Source organism: Pseudomonas lini (genome assembly GCF_001042905.1).
In the GTDB taxonomy this organism is placed as follows: Bacteria; Pseudomonadota; Gammaproteobacteria; order Pseudomonadales; family Pseudomonadaceae; genus Aquipseudomonas; species Aquipseudomonas lini.
On the sequence record NZ_JYLB01000002.1, the window covers coordinates 304448 to 320906 of the forward strand.

Genomic DNA, 16459 nt, shown 5'->3' on the forward strand with positions numbered 1-16459 from the left:
TCTCATCATCAAGAGGATGAAAACCATGCCTACTTCAAAAAATCCGAGTCCGGGTAGTGCCCATGATCGAACGAAGGCGTCTGAAGCCGGTCGCAAAGGTGGGAAAACCACCACGACGACCGTTGATAAAGACTCCGCGAAAGGCGGCATGGGCCGCAAAGGTGGTCAGAAATCCCGGTAATAGTGAAGGTGGTTTTATTAAAAGACGGGGGCGCAAGCTCCCGTTTGAATTTTCAAAGAAGGAGGGCGCGACCATGAGCCAGATGGCCACCCGTTTACGCAATGCCAGTTTTGTCACGTTACTGGGGCTGTTTGCCAGCAGTGCCTTTGCCCAGTCAGCTGCCGAATTCATCAACGAAGCGTCGGCCAAAGGCATGGCCGACATCGAAGCCAGTCGCTTGGCGCACCAGAAAACCGAGTCCAAACAGGTCAAGGATTACACCATCGTGGTGATCAACGACCTCACCACAGCGAACCAGCATCTGGCGAAAATTGCCAAGCAACTCGATTTACCGGTTGCGCCACGCGAAGAGGTGATGGACAAGGCCAAAACGCTGATCCCGGAGGTGAAGGACGACGCGTCCTTCGATGAGGCATACGCCGCCAACCAGGTGAAGACCACACAAGAATCCATCGACCAGCTTCAACAACAAGCACAGGCCACGGACGTGCCGCAAATCAAAGCGTTCGCCGAAGAAACGTTGCCCAAACTGCAAAACCACCTGCAAATGGCCAGAGAGCTGCAAGCCAGTCGTTAGCACCAATGGCGCGGGTGACATCGCCGGTCACCCGCGGGGCATGGATCAACATTCATTCATCCTGTTTCTTTGTTTCCGGGACGACAGTGCCGTCCAGGGCAATCGTTTCGCCTTCGCCGAGGTGGCGATATTTCTTTCTCAATTCTTCCAACTGTTTGAGATCCAGCGATTCGAGTCCCAACATCGCGTTCTGCGCTTCTTTCGTGACTCGCAATAACTCATCGATCTTCAAGTGCAAAATGTCCGTGTCGCGGTTCTGGGTGTTCTGGATCAGGAACACCATCAGGAAGGTGATGATGGTGGTCGAGGTGTTGATGATCAGTTGCCAGGTATCGTTGAAATGAAAAATCGGCCCGCTCAAACCCCACAGGATAATCAGAGCGATCGCCCCCAGAAATGTCCGGGGCAGGCCGGCCCACAGGGAGAGTTTCTGTGCAATTTTCGCGAATTTCATTGCCGTGTTCCTTATAGGGATGAGCCTGATTTTCAGACAGCACGGGCATAACGAAAATTCTGCTGAATATTGCCTGCGGGGCGGAAAACCGATGCGTTGAACCCTCTGTCAGCGCTGATCGTTCGGGGCCGAGAAAGTCGCAACCATTTCCACCGACATGGGTCACTACTTCAAGCCCCTGAAACTGGAGAACAGCATGAACCTTGCACGCACGTTTTACCTGTGCTGCTGCCTGCTTGCATTGCAGGGCTGCTTCGATAACTCGGATAACGAGACTAAAGACAATACTGACGGCACCAAGTCTTCGGTGCAGATGCAGGAGAAGGGGGCGGATAGTAAATAGCGGTGAGTCGCTGCTACCGTTGCACCCCAAGACACAAGCGGGCTTGCTCGCGAAGACGGCGGTATAGTCAATATTGATGTCGCCTGACACACCGCATTCGCGAGCAAGCCCGCTCCCACAGGTTCCGCGCCTGAACTGGCATTGGTTTTTTTGTGCCTATCTATTCACGCCGACAGCGTCACCTCAGTCTTCCAGCTGAAGTACCCCAACACTTCACAGCGCTGGTTGATCAGCATGAAGTTCAGTTCGCAGGCTGTTACGCCCGTGCTCAGTTGCGAACACTCCCAATAATGATCATCGGCGCTGTGGCTGCCAGGCTGGGTCGGGTTGGCGGGGTCGGGCGTGGGGACTGTCTGGTCGCTGTGAACGATCAGTTTGGGCGGCGAAAGGACCCCGGCATCGTCCACCGTCAGGTCGTGAAATACCACCGTATGTTCGGCCAGCAGGCTGACGGTCCTGCCGCGAACATGGAAGACCTTTCCGTTGCTGGCTGTCAGCGTTATTTTGCTGTCATTTTCAGCACTTTGTGTCGTCGTGCTACTAGTCACGGGGAAGATGAAGCCATCTTCAATCACAGTCGGGTTCTGCGATTCAAGACTGGGTTGCGAATAGCGTGAAAGCAACGATTCGGCATCGACAATCAGAAGCACACTACTGGCTATCACGGCGTCCGCCGAAGGGGAGGTAATCGGTTCGGAAGTCATCATGGATCCTTTCATGATGTTGACGCAAAACGGTAACCGCTTCGGTTCAAGCGAGACATCCTGTTCCAGCCGAGGCGGCAACGAGCTCGGTAGGCCCCTCGTTGCCAAGGGGCCCGGCCCAGCATCAGTTACGGATGGTAATGAACGGATCCCATGTGCAGCAGCCGATGATCTGGCAGTCGCGATTCACGATCAGAAACTGGAAGTGATAGGTCACGCTGCCGCAGGCAAGGGTTTCCGAAGACCAGTAATGGTTATCGACCTTCTGGCAGCTGGGCACCGACGGATTGCTGGTGTTAGGAACTGCAAAGGAGGCAGTAGCCTTGCGTGGCGTGGGCGTAGAGATCAACTCGTTGCCTGCGTTACCGACGAACTTGTAGAAAATCACTGCTTGCTCGAAGCCCAGCGACAGGCTGGCTTCACGCCAGCGAATCAGATCGCCTACCTGGGCTTTCAGGTTGAGCTCGCCGCCGGCCTGGCCACTTACCACGTTGTTCTGATTGGTCACCATGTACACATGATTGACGTCGATCATCGTCGGCGCAGCAGGGTTTTTGCTGATGTTCGGGTAGTTTTTCAGAATGGTTTCGGTGTCGATCGAAACAAGTACATCCGTGACTCGAGACATAGTAAAGCTCCTTTGAACATAGTGATTACCTGGCTACCTACCAGGTACGACAACGCTTGTTGCCTTGCGGCCGTTGCGAACACACTACTGGGGAACCCACTCGATTCACGGGGTACGAGCTGGCCTTGCTCCTTGCCTTGAGATAACGGGTTGGGTTCCTTCCAACAGGCCGCGATAGGACTATAGATGCCATTTTTATACTGTCAAAATCGCTTTGCCCTTCGGTCGACGAACGGTCCTTTTGGTTATGACTTTCAATGATTTTGCGATAAGAAAAGGCTCATTCAGATCCCCTGTGTTTTTCAATCGTCAAGTGATCCGGGTTCAGGCAATAGACAGACAAGGCCTGTTAAAAGAGTAATGAACCAGGCAGGAAGATGGTTGGAAAAGGGGTGCTGTTTTTTGCTGGTTCACTCGATTTGGCTTTCAAGCCTGAGGAGGCGGCATGTTGTTACGTTACATGGTGTTGCTGGCGGTGGTGGTTACCGCTGCGGGTTGTGTGCAGGAACGGGTTGTTCATGACCGGCGTCCGGTGCAGCGTGAATATGTTGAAATAATCGCACCGCAGCCGCCACCGGAACGCGTTGTTGAGGTAGAGCCTGCGGGGCGGTCGGGTTATCTCTGGTCCAGGGGGTACTGGCGTTGGGAAGGTGGGCGTTATGTCGCGGTTCATGGCCATTGGGTCCCGGAACGGCCGGGGTATCGTTATGTGCATCCGCACTGGGAGCAACGTAACGATGGCTGGCATTGGCGGGTGGGGGCGTGGGTTAACTGACGCGGTCAATGTATCGTAGCGAACCGGTTGTCTGCCTCTGGCGACAACCACCGACAGGAGAGCGATATGAGTTGGTCCGCCAAACAATACGTAGCTTTTGAAGACGAGCGAACGCGCCCGGCGCGTGACTTGCTGGCCGCCATCCCCGCAATGGATGTCCAATCGGCAATCGACATCGGTTGCGGCCCGGGTAATTCCACCGAGTTGCTGGTGCAGCGCTTTCCCAATGCCGCGGTGCGAGGGGTGGACAGTTCACCCGATATGATCGAGGCCGCTTGCAAGCGCTTGCCTCACCTGCGTTTCGACACTGCTGACATTGATACCTGGAAAGAGACCGGCCCGTTCGACGTGATTTTCGCCAACGCGGTGTTGCAGTGGCTGCCTGATCACGCCCGGTTGCTGCCGTCATTGGTGACCAGGCTTGCGCCTGGCGGTAGCCTGGCGATTCAGATGCCCGACAACCTCAACGAACCGTCGCACAGGTTGATGCGCGAAGTCGCGGCGAACGGCCCTTGGGCTGACAAACTGGCGGGGGTCGCTGGGCTGCGAACGGAAATGAAGGATGCGGGTGGTTACTACTCGATGCTGCGTGCCCATTGCACCCGGGTCGATGTATGGCGCACCACTTACCACCATCCACTCGCGGACGGCGCATCGGGTGTGGTCGAGTGGTTCAAGGGCAGCGGTTTACGGCCTTTCCTTGAGCCGCTGAATGAAGCGGAGCGGGTGCAGTATCTCAAGCAGTATCAGACGGCAATCGAGCAGGCCTATCCGGCGCTGAGCGATGGTTCGGTGCTATTGCCGTTTCCGCGTTTGTTCATGGTGGCGACGCGCTGACCTACAAAGGGACCTGTCTGGTCATTTGTCCCTTTGGTTGACCAACCTTGGAACCATCAGCCCTGCTGCAAAACCTTGAGCGCCGCCGAGGCCAGAAACCCGGAGCGACTTTTCTCTTCCGGATGATGCAGTACATACTCATCGATGCGGTTGAGCAGGTAGCCGGGCAGGGTGATGTTGAGTTTCTGGGCCTTGCCCAGGTATTTGGTGACATCGATGTCCACCACGGCCCAGGTACACCCTGCGTACTGTGGATTGGCCGCATGCAAGGTCACTTTGTTGGCGGGCGGAATCGGTGATCCGTCTTCGGCCAATATTTCGAAATGGCCTTCGATGGCTTCGCGCGCCATGGCCATGGCGTCATCCAGATCCTCGCCGGCGGAGAAACAACCCGGAATATCCGGTACTTCTACACCCCAGGCGTGTTCGTCATCGCCCATGGAAATCGCAATTGGGTAAAGCATGTTCGTCATCCTCCGAAGGCGCTGTCAATCGACTCGTCAGAGCAGCGCCTGTTGCAAAATACTGATGGCCGTTTTTTTGAGCAGATCCTTTTTCGGATGAGGAACCGTAACCAGTCCTGGCTTGGTTGGATGCTTGAAATGGTGATGGCTCCCCTTGATTCGTACCAGATACCAGCCATCCGCAACGATTTGGCTTATCAAAAAACGGCTATTCACATCACCTCCCTGTGGTGTGCTTGTGGTTACTATACCTACTGAAATTCACTAATCAACACTATAACCACCAATGCAGTCTGAGCACCTACGTGTTGGCGACATGAAATGAGTCTAGGAGGGCATTTGGCGATGGCTTGGGGAAGGCCGGCTTTCTGTATTGCAAGGTTTTGCCGAGGCGCTGGAGAGCGAGGGGAGATCAAATTTCATGCATAAAAAACCGGCCACTTCGAATCAATGTCAGTGAGTTGGGCGAATCGGACATGTAGGAGCCAGGCTTGCCGGCGAAGGCGTCCTAAAGCGCGCTTTCGCCGGCAAGCCTGGCTCCTACGAAAAGGGGGTGCTCGCTTAACTGACTGAGATTGAGTAGTAGCTTCTAAAGCAGCTGATCAATCAAAACTGCGTTGGTATAGACCAAGCTTCCATCGCTCGCTCGATGCCCGACCAAATGGAACTGACCGCGCCCGTGCTGCAAGTAGACGCGCATTTGGCAGTCGGACAAGGGGTCGTAACCCTCTGGCAGGATCAAATCCATTGAGCTCATGTCGACATCAATCATGGCTTCAGGCTCATGGGTCTTCTGTAGGCGTTCTTCGGCTTGCTCCAGACGCAGATGGAGGGGGCCATCGACATCAAAGCTGATCTCACCCATCGGGGTGGACTTTGGGGCGCCGCTGGGTTTGCACCAGCCTTCGATCGTCAGGTTACTCATGACGAAACCTCCGTCGTGGACTGCTGGACTCTGTAGCTCTTGTCTCTTCTCAAGCCATCCGCTTCTGGCCAGTTCTGCCATCCCGTCATCAGAATTGAGTATAGCTGGCAACCCGGCCTTGATAACCCGCGTCAATTCGCTACGCCCATTCAGTCCCGAGAGACGTAATGCTGATATCCATAGTTATATGTAGCGAATAGCTTTAAGCGATTAACTTAATGTTCGAATTGGAATATCCGGACGCCAGGTTTTTTCACAAAACGCGCTGGATCTGTCCATGCACTATACTTCTTGCTGACTTTACCGCCGGAATGGATGGTACTTGTCTGCCCTGCTTGGACGTCAGTGGCGATGCTGTTGCATAACCAGTGAACAACAGGAATAGGATGAACAGAAAATGGCAATAGCAATTATCTTGATACTAATCGTTATTGCATCAGTGTTGTTCCATATACTAGCGCCTTGGCATGCGGCACCGCCAGCCTCCAACTGGGGGTCAATAGACACTACCCTGTTCATCACCCTGATCATTAGCGGAATATTTTTTATCGCTATCACGGTATTTATGGCGATAGCCGTCATGCGTTATCGTCACAAGGAGGGGGCCAGGGCGCACTATCAGCCAGAAAGTAAAAAACTGGAAACATGGTTGATTATCGTGACCTCGATAGGGATTGCCGCGATGTTGGCGCCAGGCCTGGTGGTTTACAATGACTTCATCCGGGTGCCGAAAAATGCTTATGAACTTGAAGTAGTCGCCCAGCAGTGGCAGTGGGCCTTTCGTTTTGCCGGTCGGGACGGGAAGCTGGGCAAGTCGGATATCAAGTTTGTTAATTTCACCAATCCTCTCGGCCTTGATCCCAAAGATCCTCTTGGGCAGGACGATGTACTTATAAAAAACAATGAAGTTCGCCTTCCGCTCGATCAGCCAGTGAAAGTTTTACTGCGTTCTAAAGATGTACTGCACAATTTCTATATCCCGCAAATTCGCAGCAAGATGGACATGGTGCCGGGGATGGTGTCGTATTTTTGGTTTACGCCGACTAAAACCGGGAAATATGAAATCCTTTGTGCTGAATATTGTGGTGTAGGTCATTACAACATGCGCGGCCATATGTTTGTGGAAGAGCAGGGCGCCTTCGATCAATGGCTGAACAGCCAACCGACTTTTGCGCAGACATTAACGACAGCTGCCAAACCCAGTCAGGACAGCGTGCTGGAAAAAGGTCGCTTGTTGGTCGAACAATACGGCTGCGGTGCCTGCCATAGCCAGGATGGCAGTACCCGTCTCGGCCCGGGATGGAAGGGGCTGTACGGCCGCACTGAACAGTTTGTCGATGGCACCAGTGCACTGGTCGATGAGGCCTACCTGAAAGAGTCGATCCTCGATCCGAAGGCCCGACTGGTGCAGGGCTACCCGCCAGTCATGGTGGCCTATACTCTCACTGAAGATGAACTGGGTGCTGTCGTCGCCCTGATCAAATCTTTGGGTGCCGCGGAGCAAGAATCTTCTGCCAGCGAAAAACTGGACAGAGGTGACGACTTGGCGACGCAGGGGCAGCGGTTGGCCGAGTCCCTCGGTTGTCTGGTCTGCCACAGCGTCGATGGCAGCAAGGGTGTCGGCCCCAGCTGGCAGGGCCTGTATGGCGAGACCGTAACCCTTGCCGACGGTACGAGTATCAAGGCCGACGAGGGCTATATAAAGGATTCGATTCTTAATCCCGGCGCCAAAATCGTCAAAGGCTACGCAGCCGTCATGCCGGCCTTTACCCCGAGTGATCAGGAGTTGAGCGCACTGATCGCCTTTATCAAATCCAAAGCGAATGCCGACGCTGATGCGAGCAAGGCGGAGCCAGGGAAGTAGTAAAGCAGCCAGGAATGCACCGAAACTTCGAACCGGAGGATGACGTGATGGCCTATGCGGAGCAAGCCGAAACAGAAGCACTACACGAACCTAAAAGCTTCCTGACCAAATATATCTGGAGTCAGGACCACAAGGTCATAGCCATTCAATATTCCTTGACGGCTATATTCGTGGGCGTTATCGCCGTGGTGTTGTCTGGCTTGATGCGCATACAGCTTGGCTTCCCTGGCACTTTGGAGTTCATGGACGCCAGTGCTTACTATCAGGCGATGACCATGCACGGCATGATCATGGTCATTTACTTGCTGACGGCGTTGTTTCTGGGTGGCTTCGGTAACTATCTGATCCCGCTGATGGTGGGCGCCCGCGACATGGTCTTCCCCTATGTCAACATGCTGAGTTACTGGTTCTACCTGCTAGCGGTAGTGGTGTTGCTCTCCAGTTTCTTTGTCCCCGGCGGCCCCACCGGTTCGGGCTGGACGCTCTATCCGCCACAGTCCATTTCTCAGGGAACACCGGGGGTCGAGTGGGGCATCGTCCTGATGCTCGTCTCACTGGCGATTTTTATTGTTGCAGCCACCATGGGCGGGTTGAACTACGTCACCACGGTGTTGCAGGCGCGCACGCACGGCATGACATTGTTTCGCATGCCGCTCTCCGTATGGGGCATCTTCATGGCCTCGATCATGGCCTTGCTGGCCTTCCCGGCGTTGTTCGTCAGTGCGGTCATGATGCTGTTTGACAAGCTGTTGGGCACCAGCTTCTTTATGCCGGCGATGATCTCGCTGGGGCAGCAAATCGATCACCAGGGTGGCAGCCCAATATTATTCCAGCACCTGTTCTGGTTCTTCGGCCACCCGGAGGTCTACATCGTGGCTCTGCCTGCGTTTGGTCTGGTCTCCGACTTGATCAGCACGCATGCGCGTAAAAATATCTTCGGCTACCGAATGATGGTGTGGGCCATTATTGCGATTGGCGTACTCAGCTTTGTGGTCTGGGCACACCATATGTATGTCAGCGGAATGAACCCGTACTTTGGCTTTTTCTTCGCCGTCACCACCTTGATCATCGCAGTGCCGACCGCACTGAAAGTCTACAACTGGGTGCTGACCCTGTGGCGGGGCGACATCCATCTGACCGTGCCGATGCTGTTTGCCCTGGCCTTTATCGTCACCTTCCTGGTCGGTGGTTTGACCGGATTGTTTCTGGGCAATGTGATCGTCGATATTCCGCTCTCGGACACCTATTTCGTCGTCGCCCATTTTCATATGGTCATGGGAGTCGCACCGGTATTGGTGGTGTTCGGCGGCATTTATCATTGGTACCCGAAAGTCACCGGGCGCCTGTTGAACGACACCCTGGGCAAGCTGCATTTCTGGATTACCTTTCTGGGCACCTACGCCATCTTCTTCCCCATGCACTACCTGGGTTTCCAGGGCATGCCACGCCGTTACTACGCCTATGAAAACTACGCGTTCATCCCGCAGTCGGCGCAAGAGTTGAATGCCTTCATTACGGTGATCGCATTGATCGTCGGCGTTTCCCAACTGCTGTTCCTGTTCAACCTGGCCTGGAGTGCATTCAAGGGCAAGCCCGCAGGCAGTAATCCGTGGGGTGCGGCCAGTCTGGAATGGCAAACGCCGAACACCCCGCCGATACACGGTAACTGGGGAGCGAAGCTGCCGGTCGTGCACCGCTGGGCCTATGACTACAGTGTGCCGGGGATAGAACAGGATTTCGTTCCGCAAACCGTCTCCGCCGAGGAACTGGAGCAGATGCGGCAACTGAGTGCCGGAACCAAGATAGCGGACGTTAAAACATGAAAAGGCTGCTATTGAGAAACGCCGACGGCGCTGACCCGGGCGGCAGTTGGAGTAGCGATCCTGGGGGTATTCAGGCCACCGAGGCTGATAGAGGCCAAATCGCAAGAACGGGCCTGCGCTTGTTTCTGGTGGTGGTGAGCTCGTTATTCTTTCTCTTCCTGTTCGCTTTTATTGCCCGTTCACAAATGGCCGACTGGCTCCCCCTGACAGACCCCTTGGCGCCGTTAGCCAATCTCTGGCAGCTATGGCTGAATTCGGCTTTTCTGGTATTCAGCTGCATCGCACTGCAATGGTCGCGCATGGCCGCCCGACAGGCTCGACTGGACGCAACGGTCATCGGTTTTGCATTGGGGGGCGTATTTGCCATTGCCTTTCTGGTGGGGCAATTCTGGGTCTGGCAGCAGTTTGTCGCCTGGGGCTACTTTGTCGCCAGCAATCCGGCCAACAGTTTCTTCTACCTGTTGACCGGCCTGCATGGGCTCCACCTGCTGGGCGGGCTGATAGCCTGGGGCATAATCGTCGCTAAATTCCTGCGTCGCGTGCCGTTGCCGCAACTCAGTGTCAGCGTAGAGCTCTGTACCATTTATTGGCATTACTTACTGGGTCTTTGGTTCGTGCTATTCGCTTTGCTGGCCAGCACGCCGCAAACCTATGAAGCCATCGCCAGATTCTGCGGCCTGAGGTGAAAAGCCATGGCATCGCACCCACTTGCCCCAGGCGAATCCAGTTCATCCAATCCACCAGACTCACCGCCTGCTCCGGGATGGCAGGGCATCGCCAGCGACTGGGCCTCGGATAGAGAGGTCTTCAAGCAGGTCCCTTGGGGCAAGGCGATGATGTGGATATTCCTGCTCAGCGATACGTTTATATTCACCTGTTTTTTAGTCGGCTACATGTCGGTACGCATGACCATCACCACTGCCTGGCCGAACCCCAGTGAAGTGTTCGCATTGACGATTGCCGGTAAGGAAATCCCACTTATTCTGATCGCCATCATGACCTTTGTGCTGATCAGTAGCAGCGGCACCATGGCCATGGCCGTTAATTTCGCCTATCGCCGTGATCGCGCGAAAACCGCTGCCCTGATGTTGGCGACCGCTGCCTTGGGCGTGGCCTTCGTCGGCATGCAGGCATTTGAATGGAGCAAGCTGATCGCAGAAGGGGTGCGTCCCTGGGGAAACCCCATGGGAGCGGCGCAATTTGGTGCGAGTTTTTTCATGATTACCGGTTTCCACGGACTGCATGTGTCAATCGGCGCCCTCTACCTCAGCATTGTGGCGCTGAAAGTAATGCGGGGAGATTATGAGCGCTCCGGAAACTATCAGAACGTCGAGATAGCCGGGCTCTACTGGCACTTCGTGGATTTGGTGTGGGTGTTTATTTTTGCTTTCTTCTATTTATGGTAGAGGAGTACGGGTGATGGCACATGCTCAGGGTCAGCAACATCCAATCAGTTTGTACCTTAAGATTTGGGGGCTGTTATTCGTCCTCAGCACGCTGTCGTACCTTGTCGACTATTTCCACTTCCATGGCTACCTTCGGTGGTCCCTGATTATCACTTTCATGTTGTTGAAGGCAGGTTTAATTGTCTCCATCTTCATGCACATGGCCTGGGAACGGTTGACCATGGTCTACGCCATATTGTTGCCACCTTTGTGTTTATTGGTGCTCGTCGGACTGATGGCCACCGAGGCAGACTATGTTTTCCTCAGCCGGGTCATTTCCTTCGGCCAATAAGCAGCTTCCGGTGGCCATGAGTCTTCAGGGCTAACCCGATATCACTCGCTTGAACTGATGCCATTTATGCTGCCAGGCCACTGTCCAGTGGGGGGCTGCCGTTCCCGTGCCGGCGACCGTCAGCGTTGGATGATGTTCGATTACCCGGTCCAATATCGGTTCCTGATTCGGTTCAACATCCACGAAGAAGATATGTTTTCCCTCTTCTACCATTTGTTTAAAATTGCGGAAGTGAGCATTCGGCACCTGGATACCAAAAAAGCCGCCTTCCCAGATGCAGAAGCCAAATATAATGATGGCAAGGAAGATAAAAGGCATCCAGCCTGCGGCGGACTCAGTCCAGCCCAGCCAATAGGCGCCGCCAAGGACCAGCGCCGCGAGTGGCAGACCGACCACAGCACCAATCTCGCCAGAGTGAACAACATCCTGTTTCATTAACGAGTTAACCTCGTGGAGGTGATGTTCTTCAACATCAGCCACTTGTTCACTGAGCACATGAATTTGTTCGGTGTTGATGCCGTTGGCTTCCAGTTCATTTTCAACGGCTTCGAGATCGTCGAGATTGTCACTGATGTAATAGTGCCGATTCATGCCACACCTCCCATCTCGTGTTGGCTGTAGACCTCCTCTGTCCTGCAGCCGCTAACTGAGATTTGCAGTCGGTATCTGTACCCGTGGGGAACGTTGTACGCTTCATGCAATTCGTAGGAAGTATAGCATTCGCTAGTATGCGGGGCGGGCAACGTCAAGATCTGAGAGGTGGCAGGGTTTGGCGCAAGCCCCCTAAACCCCAGACACAAAAAAACCGGCCATCGAGGCCGGTTTTTTTATTCCTGCATCCCCCGCCAAAAACTGACGTGAGATAAAAATTCGATTGGAGCGGGTGAAGGGAATCGAACCCTCGTTATCAGCTTGGGAAGCTGGAGTAATGCCATTATACGACACCCGCTCAGAGCGGCTGACTTTGTACCAGATGTGCGCGTGAAAATGAAGTTTTTCTTTGCGCGTGATGGCTTTAGCACGGGTGAAACGAAAGCATCGACCGCGTAGCGGTCATTCGCGGGCAAGCCTCGCTCCTACAGGAATGCGTTTAACGCTGCAGGGCGGGGCTTGCTCGCGATGACTCTGTTTCAGATTGCCAATGCATGGTGGTCCTGGACGTACTGGTAGCGCGGTCGGCTTTCGTGTTGCGCCGGTTTCAGGAAGCCCAGCAGTGCGTTGCGGCTGTCTCGGCAGGCGGCTTTGTGCTCCATGTCGAGAAAGTGGCCGGTGGCCTGAAGGGTGCTGAAGGTGCTGTGCTGCACGTGGCCGGCGAACAGCTTGGCATCGGCAGCGGCGGTGTACTCGTCCCATTCGCCGTTCATGAACAGCACCGGCACGTTGATTTTCTTCGCCGCGTTCAGGTAGCACTGACGGTCGCTGTTAAGCACGTCGCTGATGTGAAAATGCATCTGCCCGTATTCATGTTCGGCCAACGAACTGACATGACGATAGTTGAAGCGCTTGAACAGCGAAGGCAGGTGTTTGCCGATGGTGCTGTTCACCAAGTCACCGACCCGGTTACCGTCCCGGCTGCCGAGATAATCGACACCGCGCTCAAGGTAGTCGAGCATGTGCGCGTTGACCACCGGCGAGAACGAGCTGATCACGGCCTTTTCGATGCGCCGTGGCCGCTGGGCGAGGGCGACGAGCGTGGCGGCGCCTCCAAAGGAAAACGACAGCACGTGCTCGGCGGCGAAGTGGTCGATCAGCTCCAGAAGAATCTGCCCTTCGATTTCCTTGGTGAGCATTTTCTCATGCAGGTTGTGGGCTTTTGACTTGCCCGCATAGGGCTGGTCGTAGCACACCACATTGAACTCTGGGTAAAGGTTTTTCACGGTCTGTGCAAACGACGCAGTCGTGGACATCGAGCCGTTGACCAGAATGATGGTCTTCTCTGCGGCGTCTGCGCGATAGAACTCCGTGTAGACCCGATACTGACCCTGTATATCCAGCACAGCGATTTCTGGCCTCATGACATAAGACTCCTGGCAAGCGGGTATGCGCGCAAATCAGATTGCACGAGCTTTGTGACAGGTAGGCATACGCCTGGAATTTTGAAGGCCCATGTCGATCCATTGCAGGCCGGTCGACGGGTATTGTTATAAGCGGGCAGTTTGCCGGGGGAAGGCGGAACCTGAGGGTTCTCTGCCGGCAAAAAGTTTCTTAGAGTAGTTTTGGTGACTCGTCGGTCACGTTTCGCGCCGACGTCCTGATTCAAGCAGGGGTCACGTCATCGCGCAAGTATCTTTCGAAAAATTTTCACCGGCTTCTGCTGAGCGGTCGCCTGCTTAGATCATTCGGATCTCATCGCTGCTCAGCGGCCGGTATTCGCCGGGCTTCAACGTGTCGTCGAGCACCAGCGGACCCATGCGTTCACGGTGCAGGCGCACCACCTTGTTGTCGAAGTGGCCGAACATCCGTTTAACCTGATGATAGCGGCCCTCGACGATGCTCAAGCGCGCAGACTTTGGCCCGAGTACGACCAGTTCAGCAGGTTGTGTGGTGAGGTCTTCGAAGGCGAAATACAGCCCTTTGGCGAAGGTGATCGCGTATTCGGCAGTGATGTCCTGCTCGGTCTCGACGTAGTAGACCTTGGGCAGTTTGGTCTGAGGTTGGGTCAGGCGTCGCGACCAGCTGCCATCGTTAGTGATGAGCATCAGGCCGGTGGTGTTGAAGTCCAGGCGACCGGCGATGTGCAAATCATCCTTGTCCGGTTCATCGATCAGGTCGAGCACCGTCGGGTGTTGCGGGTCGCGGGTGGCACTGACGCAGCCGGGTGGTTTGTACAGCATGAAGTAGCGGGCTGGTTTGCCGACTTGCAGAACTTCGTCGTCGACCTCTACGCGGCTGAACTCGAGTACCTCGGCGTGAGGGTCGCTGACGACTTCTCCGTCGACCCTGACGCGTTTTTCCACCAGCAACAGGCGTACCTGCTTACGGTTGAAGCGGGGCAGGTTGCTGAGGAAACGGTCAACGCGCATGGGCTAGGGATCGGTGGGAAAAGGGGGGGCGCATCTTACGTGATCGGCTCAGCGGCTGCTTGCAACTGCACCTCGACCTGGGCGCAGGCCGGGCACAGGCAGGACTTGTCGCGCAGCTCGGCGGGCAACGCCTGGAGCACCGCCGGATCGATGCTGACGCCGTAGCACCAGCAGGCACGATCGACGGTTCGCGGGTCAGCCAGGCTGCAGTCGTTGGAGGCGCCGCAAGCCGGGCAGAGGTCAGGTTTTTTCATGAGGGGCATTCGATTACGGCCGGTTTGCTTGGCCCGAGACCGCGCATGATCGGCCGGCAAGCACTCCTGCGCAAGCCGGTGATCCCGGAAATCAACGCCGATCTTGCAGATACGCTCGCCACCCGCCCAACTGACTGATATCCACCGCCCCCTCCAGCCCATAGGGCTCACAGATAAACCCGCTCTCCCAGCGCCCATCCGCCAATTGCACCTTGCCCAACCCCAGCGGCGCCGGAATGGCGGTCAGGAACGAACCCAACTCACTGCTTGGCAACTCCCACACTTCCACCGCAATCGCCGCGCCACCTTCTTTCACTCGGACCATGCCTGGGCGATAGGGGGGGCCACCGGCCAGGGCATACAGCTGATAGTCGGGGGAGCTGTGAGTGGCTTCGAGCAAACGGGCTCCACGCTGCTTGAGTTGCCAGTTCAGCGCCAGCCCATCCAGGTGCGCGCCGCAGACCACCAGCCGTGCGCGATCATTGCGCGCAATGTTCGTCGGCGCAGGCGCGGCCAACCCTTGCTGGCGTTGCAGGGCATCCGCCACGCTCAACAGATACTGATCGGTAAACGCCCGGCCGAACAACGTCACGCCCCATGGCAAACCATTGCCCATGAATCCGCTGGGCACGGCGACGGCGGCGTAATCGAGCAGGTTCATGAAGTTGGTGTAGTAGCCCAGTTCCGAGTTGCGCAGCACCGGTTCGGCCGCAAGCTCCGCCTGTGTCACCGGGCGGCCGATGGTTGGCGTGACCACGCAATCAAGGCCTTCCAGGGCTTTGTCGCACAGCGCTTTCAAGGCCTGCAGACGGTATTGGGCGCGGAAGGTTTGCACGCCGGTCACCGCTGGGGCCTTGGCCAATACGGCGCGAATCACCGGCAGCACGGCTTGAGGATGTTGCTCCATCAACTCGCCGGCCACGCTGTAACGCTCCGCCACCCACGGCCCTTCGTAGAGCAACCGCGCCGCTTCGAGAAACGGCGACAAATCCAGTTCGACCGCTTCCCCGCCCATGGCTTTGAGCTGGTCGATGGCGTCGCCGAACAGCAACGGGCCTTCAGGGCAGCCGAAGAACGCCAGATCCTGCGCACGGGGCACGCCGAAACGGAATGGGCGTGGTGTGCCGAAGGCCGAGCCGTCATTCCACAGCGGATTACTGCGGCTGTATTCGTCCCGTGGATCGAGATGAGCGGTGAGCGCGAGCAACTGACTGGCTTCCCGGGCCGTGGACGTGAAGGTCGTGACGCAATCGAGCGTGCGACAGGCAGGAACCACACCGGCAGTGGAGAACAGCCCTTTGCTGGCTTTCAAACCGACCAGATTGTTCAATGCCGCCGGCACGCGACCGGAGCCTGCCGTGTCCGTGCCCAGGGAAAAACTCGCCACGCCCAGCGCCACCGCCAGTGAAGACCCGGCGCTGGAACCTCCCGACGGATACTCCGGCAACACGCTGTTCGGGCAAGCGCCATACGGCGAGCGGCTGCCATTGAGGCCAGTGGCGAACTGGTCGAGATTGGTCTTGCCCAACGGAATCGCACCCAGCGCCAGCAGTTGCTCGACGATGGTTGCCGAGCGTTCCGGCACATAGGCAAACGCCGGACACGCCGCCGTGGTGGGAATGCCCGCCAGGTCGATGTTGTCCTTGATCGCGAACGGCACGCCGTACAGCGGCAGGCTGCCAGGGTCACGACCGTCGAGTGCGGCGAGGTACGGTTCCAGTTCCTCGGCACTGAGCAAATGGATGAACAGGTGATAGTCCGGGTTCAGTGCCGCGGCTTTTTCACGCAGGCTCAACAGCAGTTGCCGAGGCGTGATTTGCCCTTGTTGGTAAGCGTTGCGCAGGGCGTCGAGTTGCAGATTGATGTTCAT

The 16459-nt window shown here is 56.0% G+C and carries 21 protein-coding genes and 1 tRNA gene; 10 read left to right on the forward strand and 12 right to left on the reverse strand.

Features of this window, described 5'->3' with window-relative positions; translation table 11 throughout:
• Positions 1-25 precede the first annotated feature (25 nt).
• Positions 26-181 carry a KGG domain-containing protein gene (locus tag TU81_RS31000; RefSeq protein ID WP_008014777.1) on the forward strand — a complete coding sequence of 52 codons (156 nt, stop codon included), beginning with the start codon at positions 26-28 and terminating at the stop codon, positions 179-181.
• Between the two features lie 73 nt (positions 182-254).
• Complete coding sequence (locus tag TU81_RS05800; protein ID WP_048394012.1) at positions 255-758, forward strand: DUF4142 domain-containing protein; 504 nt, start codon at positions 255-257, stop codon at positions 756-758.
• A 52-nt stretch (positions 759-810) separates the two neighbouring features.
• On the opposite strand, the gene TU81_RS05805 is transcribed toward TU81_RS05800, so the two are convergent.
• Positions 811-1212 carry a low affinity iron permease family protein gene (locus TU81_RS05805; RefSeq protein WP_038979300.1) on the reverse strand — a complete coding sequence of 134 codons (402 nt, stop codon included), beginning with the start codon at positions 1210-1212 and terminating at the stop codon, positions 811-813.
• 196 nt (positions 1213-1408) lie between these two features.
• Here TU81_RS05805 and TU81_RS30465 point away from each other — a divergent pair, with 196 nt between their 5' ends.
• Positions 1409-1555: a hypothetical protein gene (locus TU81_RS30465; RefSeq protein WP_008074520.1), complete on the forward strand. Its 147-nt coding sequence runs from the start codon at positions 1409-1411 to the stop codon at positions 1553-1555.
• A gap of 164 nt (positions 1556-1719) precedes the next feature.
• Here the strand turns inward: TU81_RS30465 and TU81_RS05810 are convergent, their stop codons facing one another.
• Together TU81_RS05810 and TU81_RS05815 are read right to left on the reverse strand one after the other, a co-directional pair.
• On the reverse strand, positions 1720-2259 hold the full coding sequence (locus TU81_RS05810) for an AidA/PixA family protein (protein WP_048394014.1): 540 nt from the start codon (positions 2257-2259) through the stop codon (positions 1720-1722).
• Between the two features lie 124 nt (positions 2260-2383).
• Positions 2384-2887: an inclusion body family protein gene (locus TU81_RS05815; RefSeq protein ID WP_007903283.1), complete on the reverse strand. Its 504-nt coding sequence runs from the start codon at positions 2885-2887 to the stop codon at positions 2384-2386.
• A 445-nt stretch (positions 2888-3332) separates the two neighbouring features.
• Here TU81_RS05815 and TU81_RS29345 point away from each other — a divergent pair, with 445 nt between their 5' ends.
• Complete coding sequence (locus tag TU81_RS29345) at positions 3333-3662, forward strand: YXWGXW repeat-containing protein (RefSeq protein ID WP_080772037.1); 330 nt, start codon at positions 3333-3335, stop codon at positions 3660-3662.
• Between the two features lie 66 nt (positions 3663-3728).
• On the forward strand, positions 3729-4499 hold the full coding sequence (gene tam, locus TU81_RS05820; RefSeq protein WP_048394016.1) for a trans-aconitate 2-methyltransferase: 771 nt from the start codon (positions 3729-3731) through the stop codon (positions 4497-4499).
• Positions 4500-4555: 56 nt separating this feature from the next.
• On the opposite strand, the gene TU81_RS05825 is transcribed toward tam, so the two are convergent.
• From TU81_RS05825 to TU81_RS30415, 3 genes are all read right to left on the reverse strand, one after another.
• A complete protein-coding gene (locus TU81_RS05825; protein WP_008074516.1) occupies positions 4556-4963 on the reverse strand; it encodes a type II toxin-antitoxin system HicB family antitoxin in 408 nt (135 codons plus the stop codon).
• 36 nt (positions 4964-4999) lie between these two features.
• Positions 5000-5179, reverse strand: a complete 180-nt coding sequence (locus TU81_RS05830) for a type II toxin-antitoxin system HicA family toxin (RefSeq protein WP_048394018.1) — start codon at positions 5177-5179, stop codon at positions 5000-5002.
• A 373-nt stretch (positions 5180-5552) separates the two neighbouring features.
• On the reverse strand, positions 5553-5888 hold the full coding sequence (locus TU81_RS30415) for a hypothetical protein (RefSeq protein WP_048394021.1): 336 nt from the start codon (positions 5886-5888) through the stop codon (positions 5553-5555).
• 397 nt (positions 5889-6285) lie between these two features.
• Here TU81_RS30415 and TU81_RS05840 point away from each other — a divergent pair, with 397 nt between their 5' ends.
• Genes TU81_RS05840 through TU81_RS05860 form a run of 5 tightly spaced genes read left to right on the forward strand, consistent with a single transcriptional unit; the run spans position 6286 to position 11312 of the window.
• Positions 6286-7752 (forward strand): cytochrome c oxidase subunit II, encoded by a 1467-nt coding sequence (locus tag TU81_RS05840; protein WP_038979306.1) that lies wholly within the window; start codon positions 6286-6288, stop codon positions 7750-7752.
• A gap of 47 nt (positions 7753-7799) precedes the next feature.
• Positions 7800-9575: a cytochrome c oxidase subunit I gene (gene ctaD / locus TU81_RS05845; RefSeq protein ID WP_038980222.1), complete on the forward strand. Its 1776-nt coding sequence runs from the start codon at positions 7800-7802 to the stop codon at positions 9573-9575.
• Positions 9572-10261, forward strand: coding sequence for a cytochrome c oxidase subunit 3 (locus TU81_RS05850; protein WP_048394024.1), 690 nt, complete (start codon positions 9572-9574; stop codon positions 10259-10261). The genes ctaD and TU81_RS05850 overlap by 4 nt, the downstream gene beginning before the upstream one ends.
• 6 nt (positions 10262-10267) lie before the next feature.
• Positions 10268-10981 (forward strand): heme-copper oxidase subunit III family protein, encoded by a 714-nt coding sequence (locus TU81_RS05855; protein ID WP_038979308.1) that lies wholly within the window; start codon positions 10268-10270, stop codon positions 10979-10981.
• Positions 10982-10994: 13 nt separating this feature from the next.
• On the forward strand, positions 10995-11312 hold the full coding sequence (locus TU81_RS05860; protein ID WP_030132679.1) for a cytochrome C oxidase subunit IV family protein: 318 nt from the start codon (positions 10995-10997) through the stop codon (positions 11310-11312).
• 30 nt (positions 11313-11342) lie between these two features.
• On the opposite strand, the gene TU81_RS05865 is transcribed toward TU81_RS05860, so the two are convergent.
• The 6 genes from TU81_RS05865 to atzF all read right to left on the reverse strand — a co-directional run bounded on the left by TU81_RS05865 (position 11343) and on the right by atzF (position 16459).
• Complete coding sequence (locus TU81_RS05865) at positions 11343-11903, reverse strand: hypothetical protein (protein ID WP_038979309.1); 561 nt, start codon at positions 11901-11903, stop codon at positions 11343-11345.
• 284 nt (positions 11904-12187) lie between these two features.
• Positions 12188-12261, reverse strand: a tRNA-Gly gene (locus tag TU81_RS05870).
• 181 nt (positions 12262-12442) lie between these two features.
• Positions 12443-13327 carry an alpha/beta fold hydrolase gene (locus TU81_RS05875; protein WP_038979310.1) on the reverse strand — a complete coding sequence of 295 codons (885 nt, stop codon included), beginning with the start codon at positions 13325-13327 and terminating at the stop codon, positions 12443-12445.
• 315 nt (positions 13328-13642) lie between these two features.
• A complete protein-coding gene (locus TU81_RS05880) occupies positions 13643-14335 on the reverse strand; it encodes a pseudouridine synthase (RefSeq protein WP_048394026.1) in 693 nt (230 codons plus the stop codon).
• 35 nt (positions 14336-14370) lie between these two features.
• Positions 14371-14589 carry a cysteine-rich CWC family protein gene (locus TU81_RS05885; RefSeq protein ID WP_048394027.1) on the reverse strand — a complete coding sequence of 73 codons (219 nt, stop codon included), beginning with the start codon at positions 14587-14589 and terminating at the stop codon, positions 14371-14373.
• Between the two features lie 91 nt (positions 14590-14680).
• Positions 14681-16459: an allophanate hydrolase gene (atzF, locus tag TU81_RS05890; RefSeq protein ID WP_048394030.1), complete on the reverse strand. Its 1779-nt coding sequence runs from the start codon at positions 16457-16459 to the stop codon at positions 14681-14683.

Excerpts from the sequence above, each read along its gene's own strand:
- tam (WP_048394016.1), top strand. The coding sequence starts at position 3,729 with ATGAGTTGGTCCGCCAAACAATACGTAGCTTTTGAAGACGAGCGAACG.
- TU81_RS05875 (WP_038979310.1), bottom strand. The coding sequence starts at position 13,327 with ATGAGGCCAGAAATCGCTGTGCTGGATATACAGGGTCAGTATCGGGTC.
- TU81_RS31000 (WP_008014777.1), top strand. The coding sequence starts at position 26 with ATGCCTACTTCAAAAAATCCGAGTCCGGGTAGTGCCCATGATCGAACG.
- TU81_RS30465 (WP_008074520.1), top strand. The coding sequence starts at position 1,409 with ATGAACCTTGCACGCACGTTTTACCTGTGCTGCTGCCTGCTTGCATTG.
- TU81_RS05815 (WP_007903283.1), bottom strand. The coding sequence starts at position 2,887 with ATGTCTCGAGTCACGGATGTACTTGTTTCGATCGACACCGAAACCATT.
- TU81_RS05885 (WP_048394027.1), bottom strand. The coding sequence starts at position 14,589 with ATGAAAAAACCTGACCTCTGCCCGGCTTGCGGCGCCTCCAACGACTGC.
- TU81_RS05855 (WP_038979308.1), top strand. The coding sequence starts at position 10,268 with ATGGCATCGCACCCACTTGCCCCAGGCGAATCCAGTTCATCCAATCCA.
- TU81_RS05850 (WP_048394024.1), top strand. The coding sequence starts at position 9,572 with ATGAAAAGGCTGCTATTGAGAAACGCCGACGGCGCTGACCCGGGCGGC.
- atzF (WP_048394030.1), bottom strand. The coding sequence starts at position 16,459 with ATGAACATCAATCTGCAACTCGACGCCCTGCGCAACGCTTACCAACAA.
- TU81_RS05805 (WP_038979300.1), bottom strand. The coding sequence starts at position 1,212 with ATGAAATTCGCGAAAATTGCACAGAAACTCTCCCTGTGGGCCGGCCTG.
- TU81_RS05825 (WP_008074516.1), bottom strand. The coding sequence starts at position 4,963 with ATGCTTTACCCAATTGCGATTTCCATGGGCGATGACGAACACGCCTGG.
- TU81_RS05810 (WP_048394014.1), bottom strand. The coding sequence starts at position 2,259 with ATGACTTCCGAACCGATTACCTCCCCTTCGGCGGACGCCGTGATAGCC.
- ctaD (WP_038980222.1), top strand. The coding sequence starts at position 7,800 with ATGGCCTATGCGGAGCAAGCCGAAACAGAAGCACTACACGAACCTAAA.
- TU81_RS05800 (WP_048394012.1), top strand. The coding sequence starts at position 255 with ATGAGCCAGATGGCCACCCGTTTACGCAATGCCAGTTTTGTCACGTTA.
- TU81_RS05880 (WP_048394026.1), bottom strand. The coding sequence starts at position 14,335 with ATGCGCGTTGACCGTTTCCTCAGCAACCTGCCCCGCTTCAACCGTAAG.
- TU81_RS05860 (WP_030132679.1), top strand. The coding sequence starts at position 10,995 with ATGGCACATGCTCAGGGTCAGCAACATCCAATCAGTTTGTACCTTAAG.
- TU81_RS05840 (WP_038979306.1), top strand. The coding sequence starts at position 6,286 with ATGGCAATAGCAATTATCTTGATACTAATCGTTATTGCATCAGTGTTG.
- TU81_RS30415 (WP_048394021.1), bottom strand. The coding sequence starts at position 5,888 with ATGAGTAACCTGACGATCGAAGGCTGGTGCAAACCCAGCGGCGCCCCA.
- TU81_RS29345 (WP_080772037.1), top strand. The coding sequence starts at position 3,333 with ATGTTGTTACGTTACATGGTGTTGCTGGCGGTGGTGGTTACCGCTGCG.
- TU81_RS05865 (WP_038979309.1), bottom strand. The coding sequence starts at position 11,903 with ATGAATCGGCACTATTACATCAGTGACAATCTCGACGATCTCGAAGCC.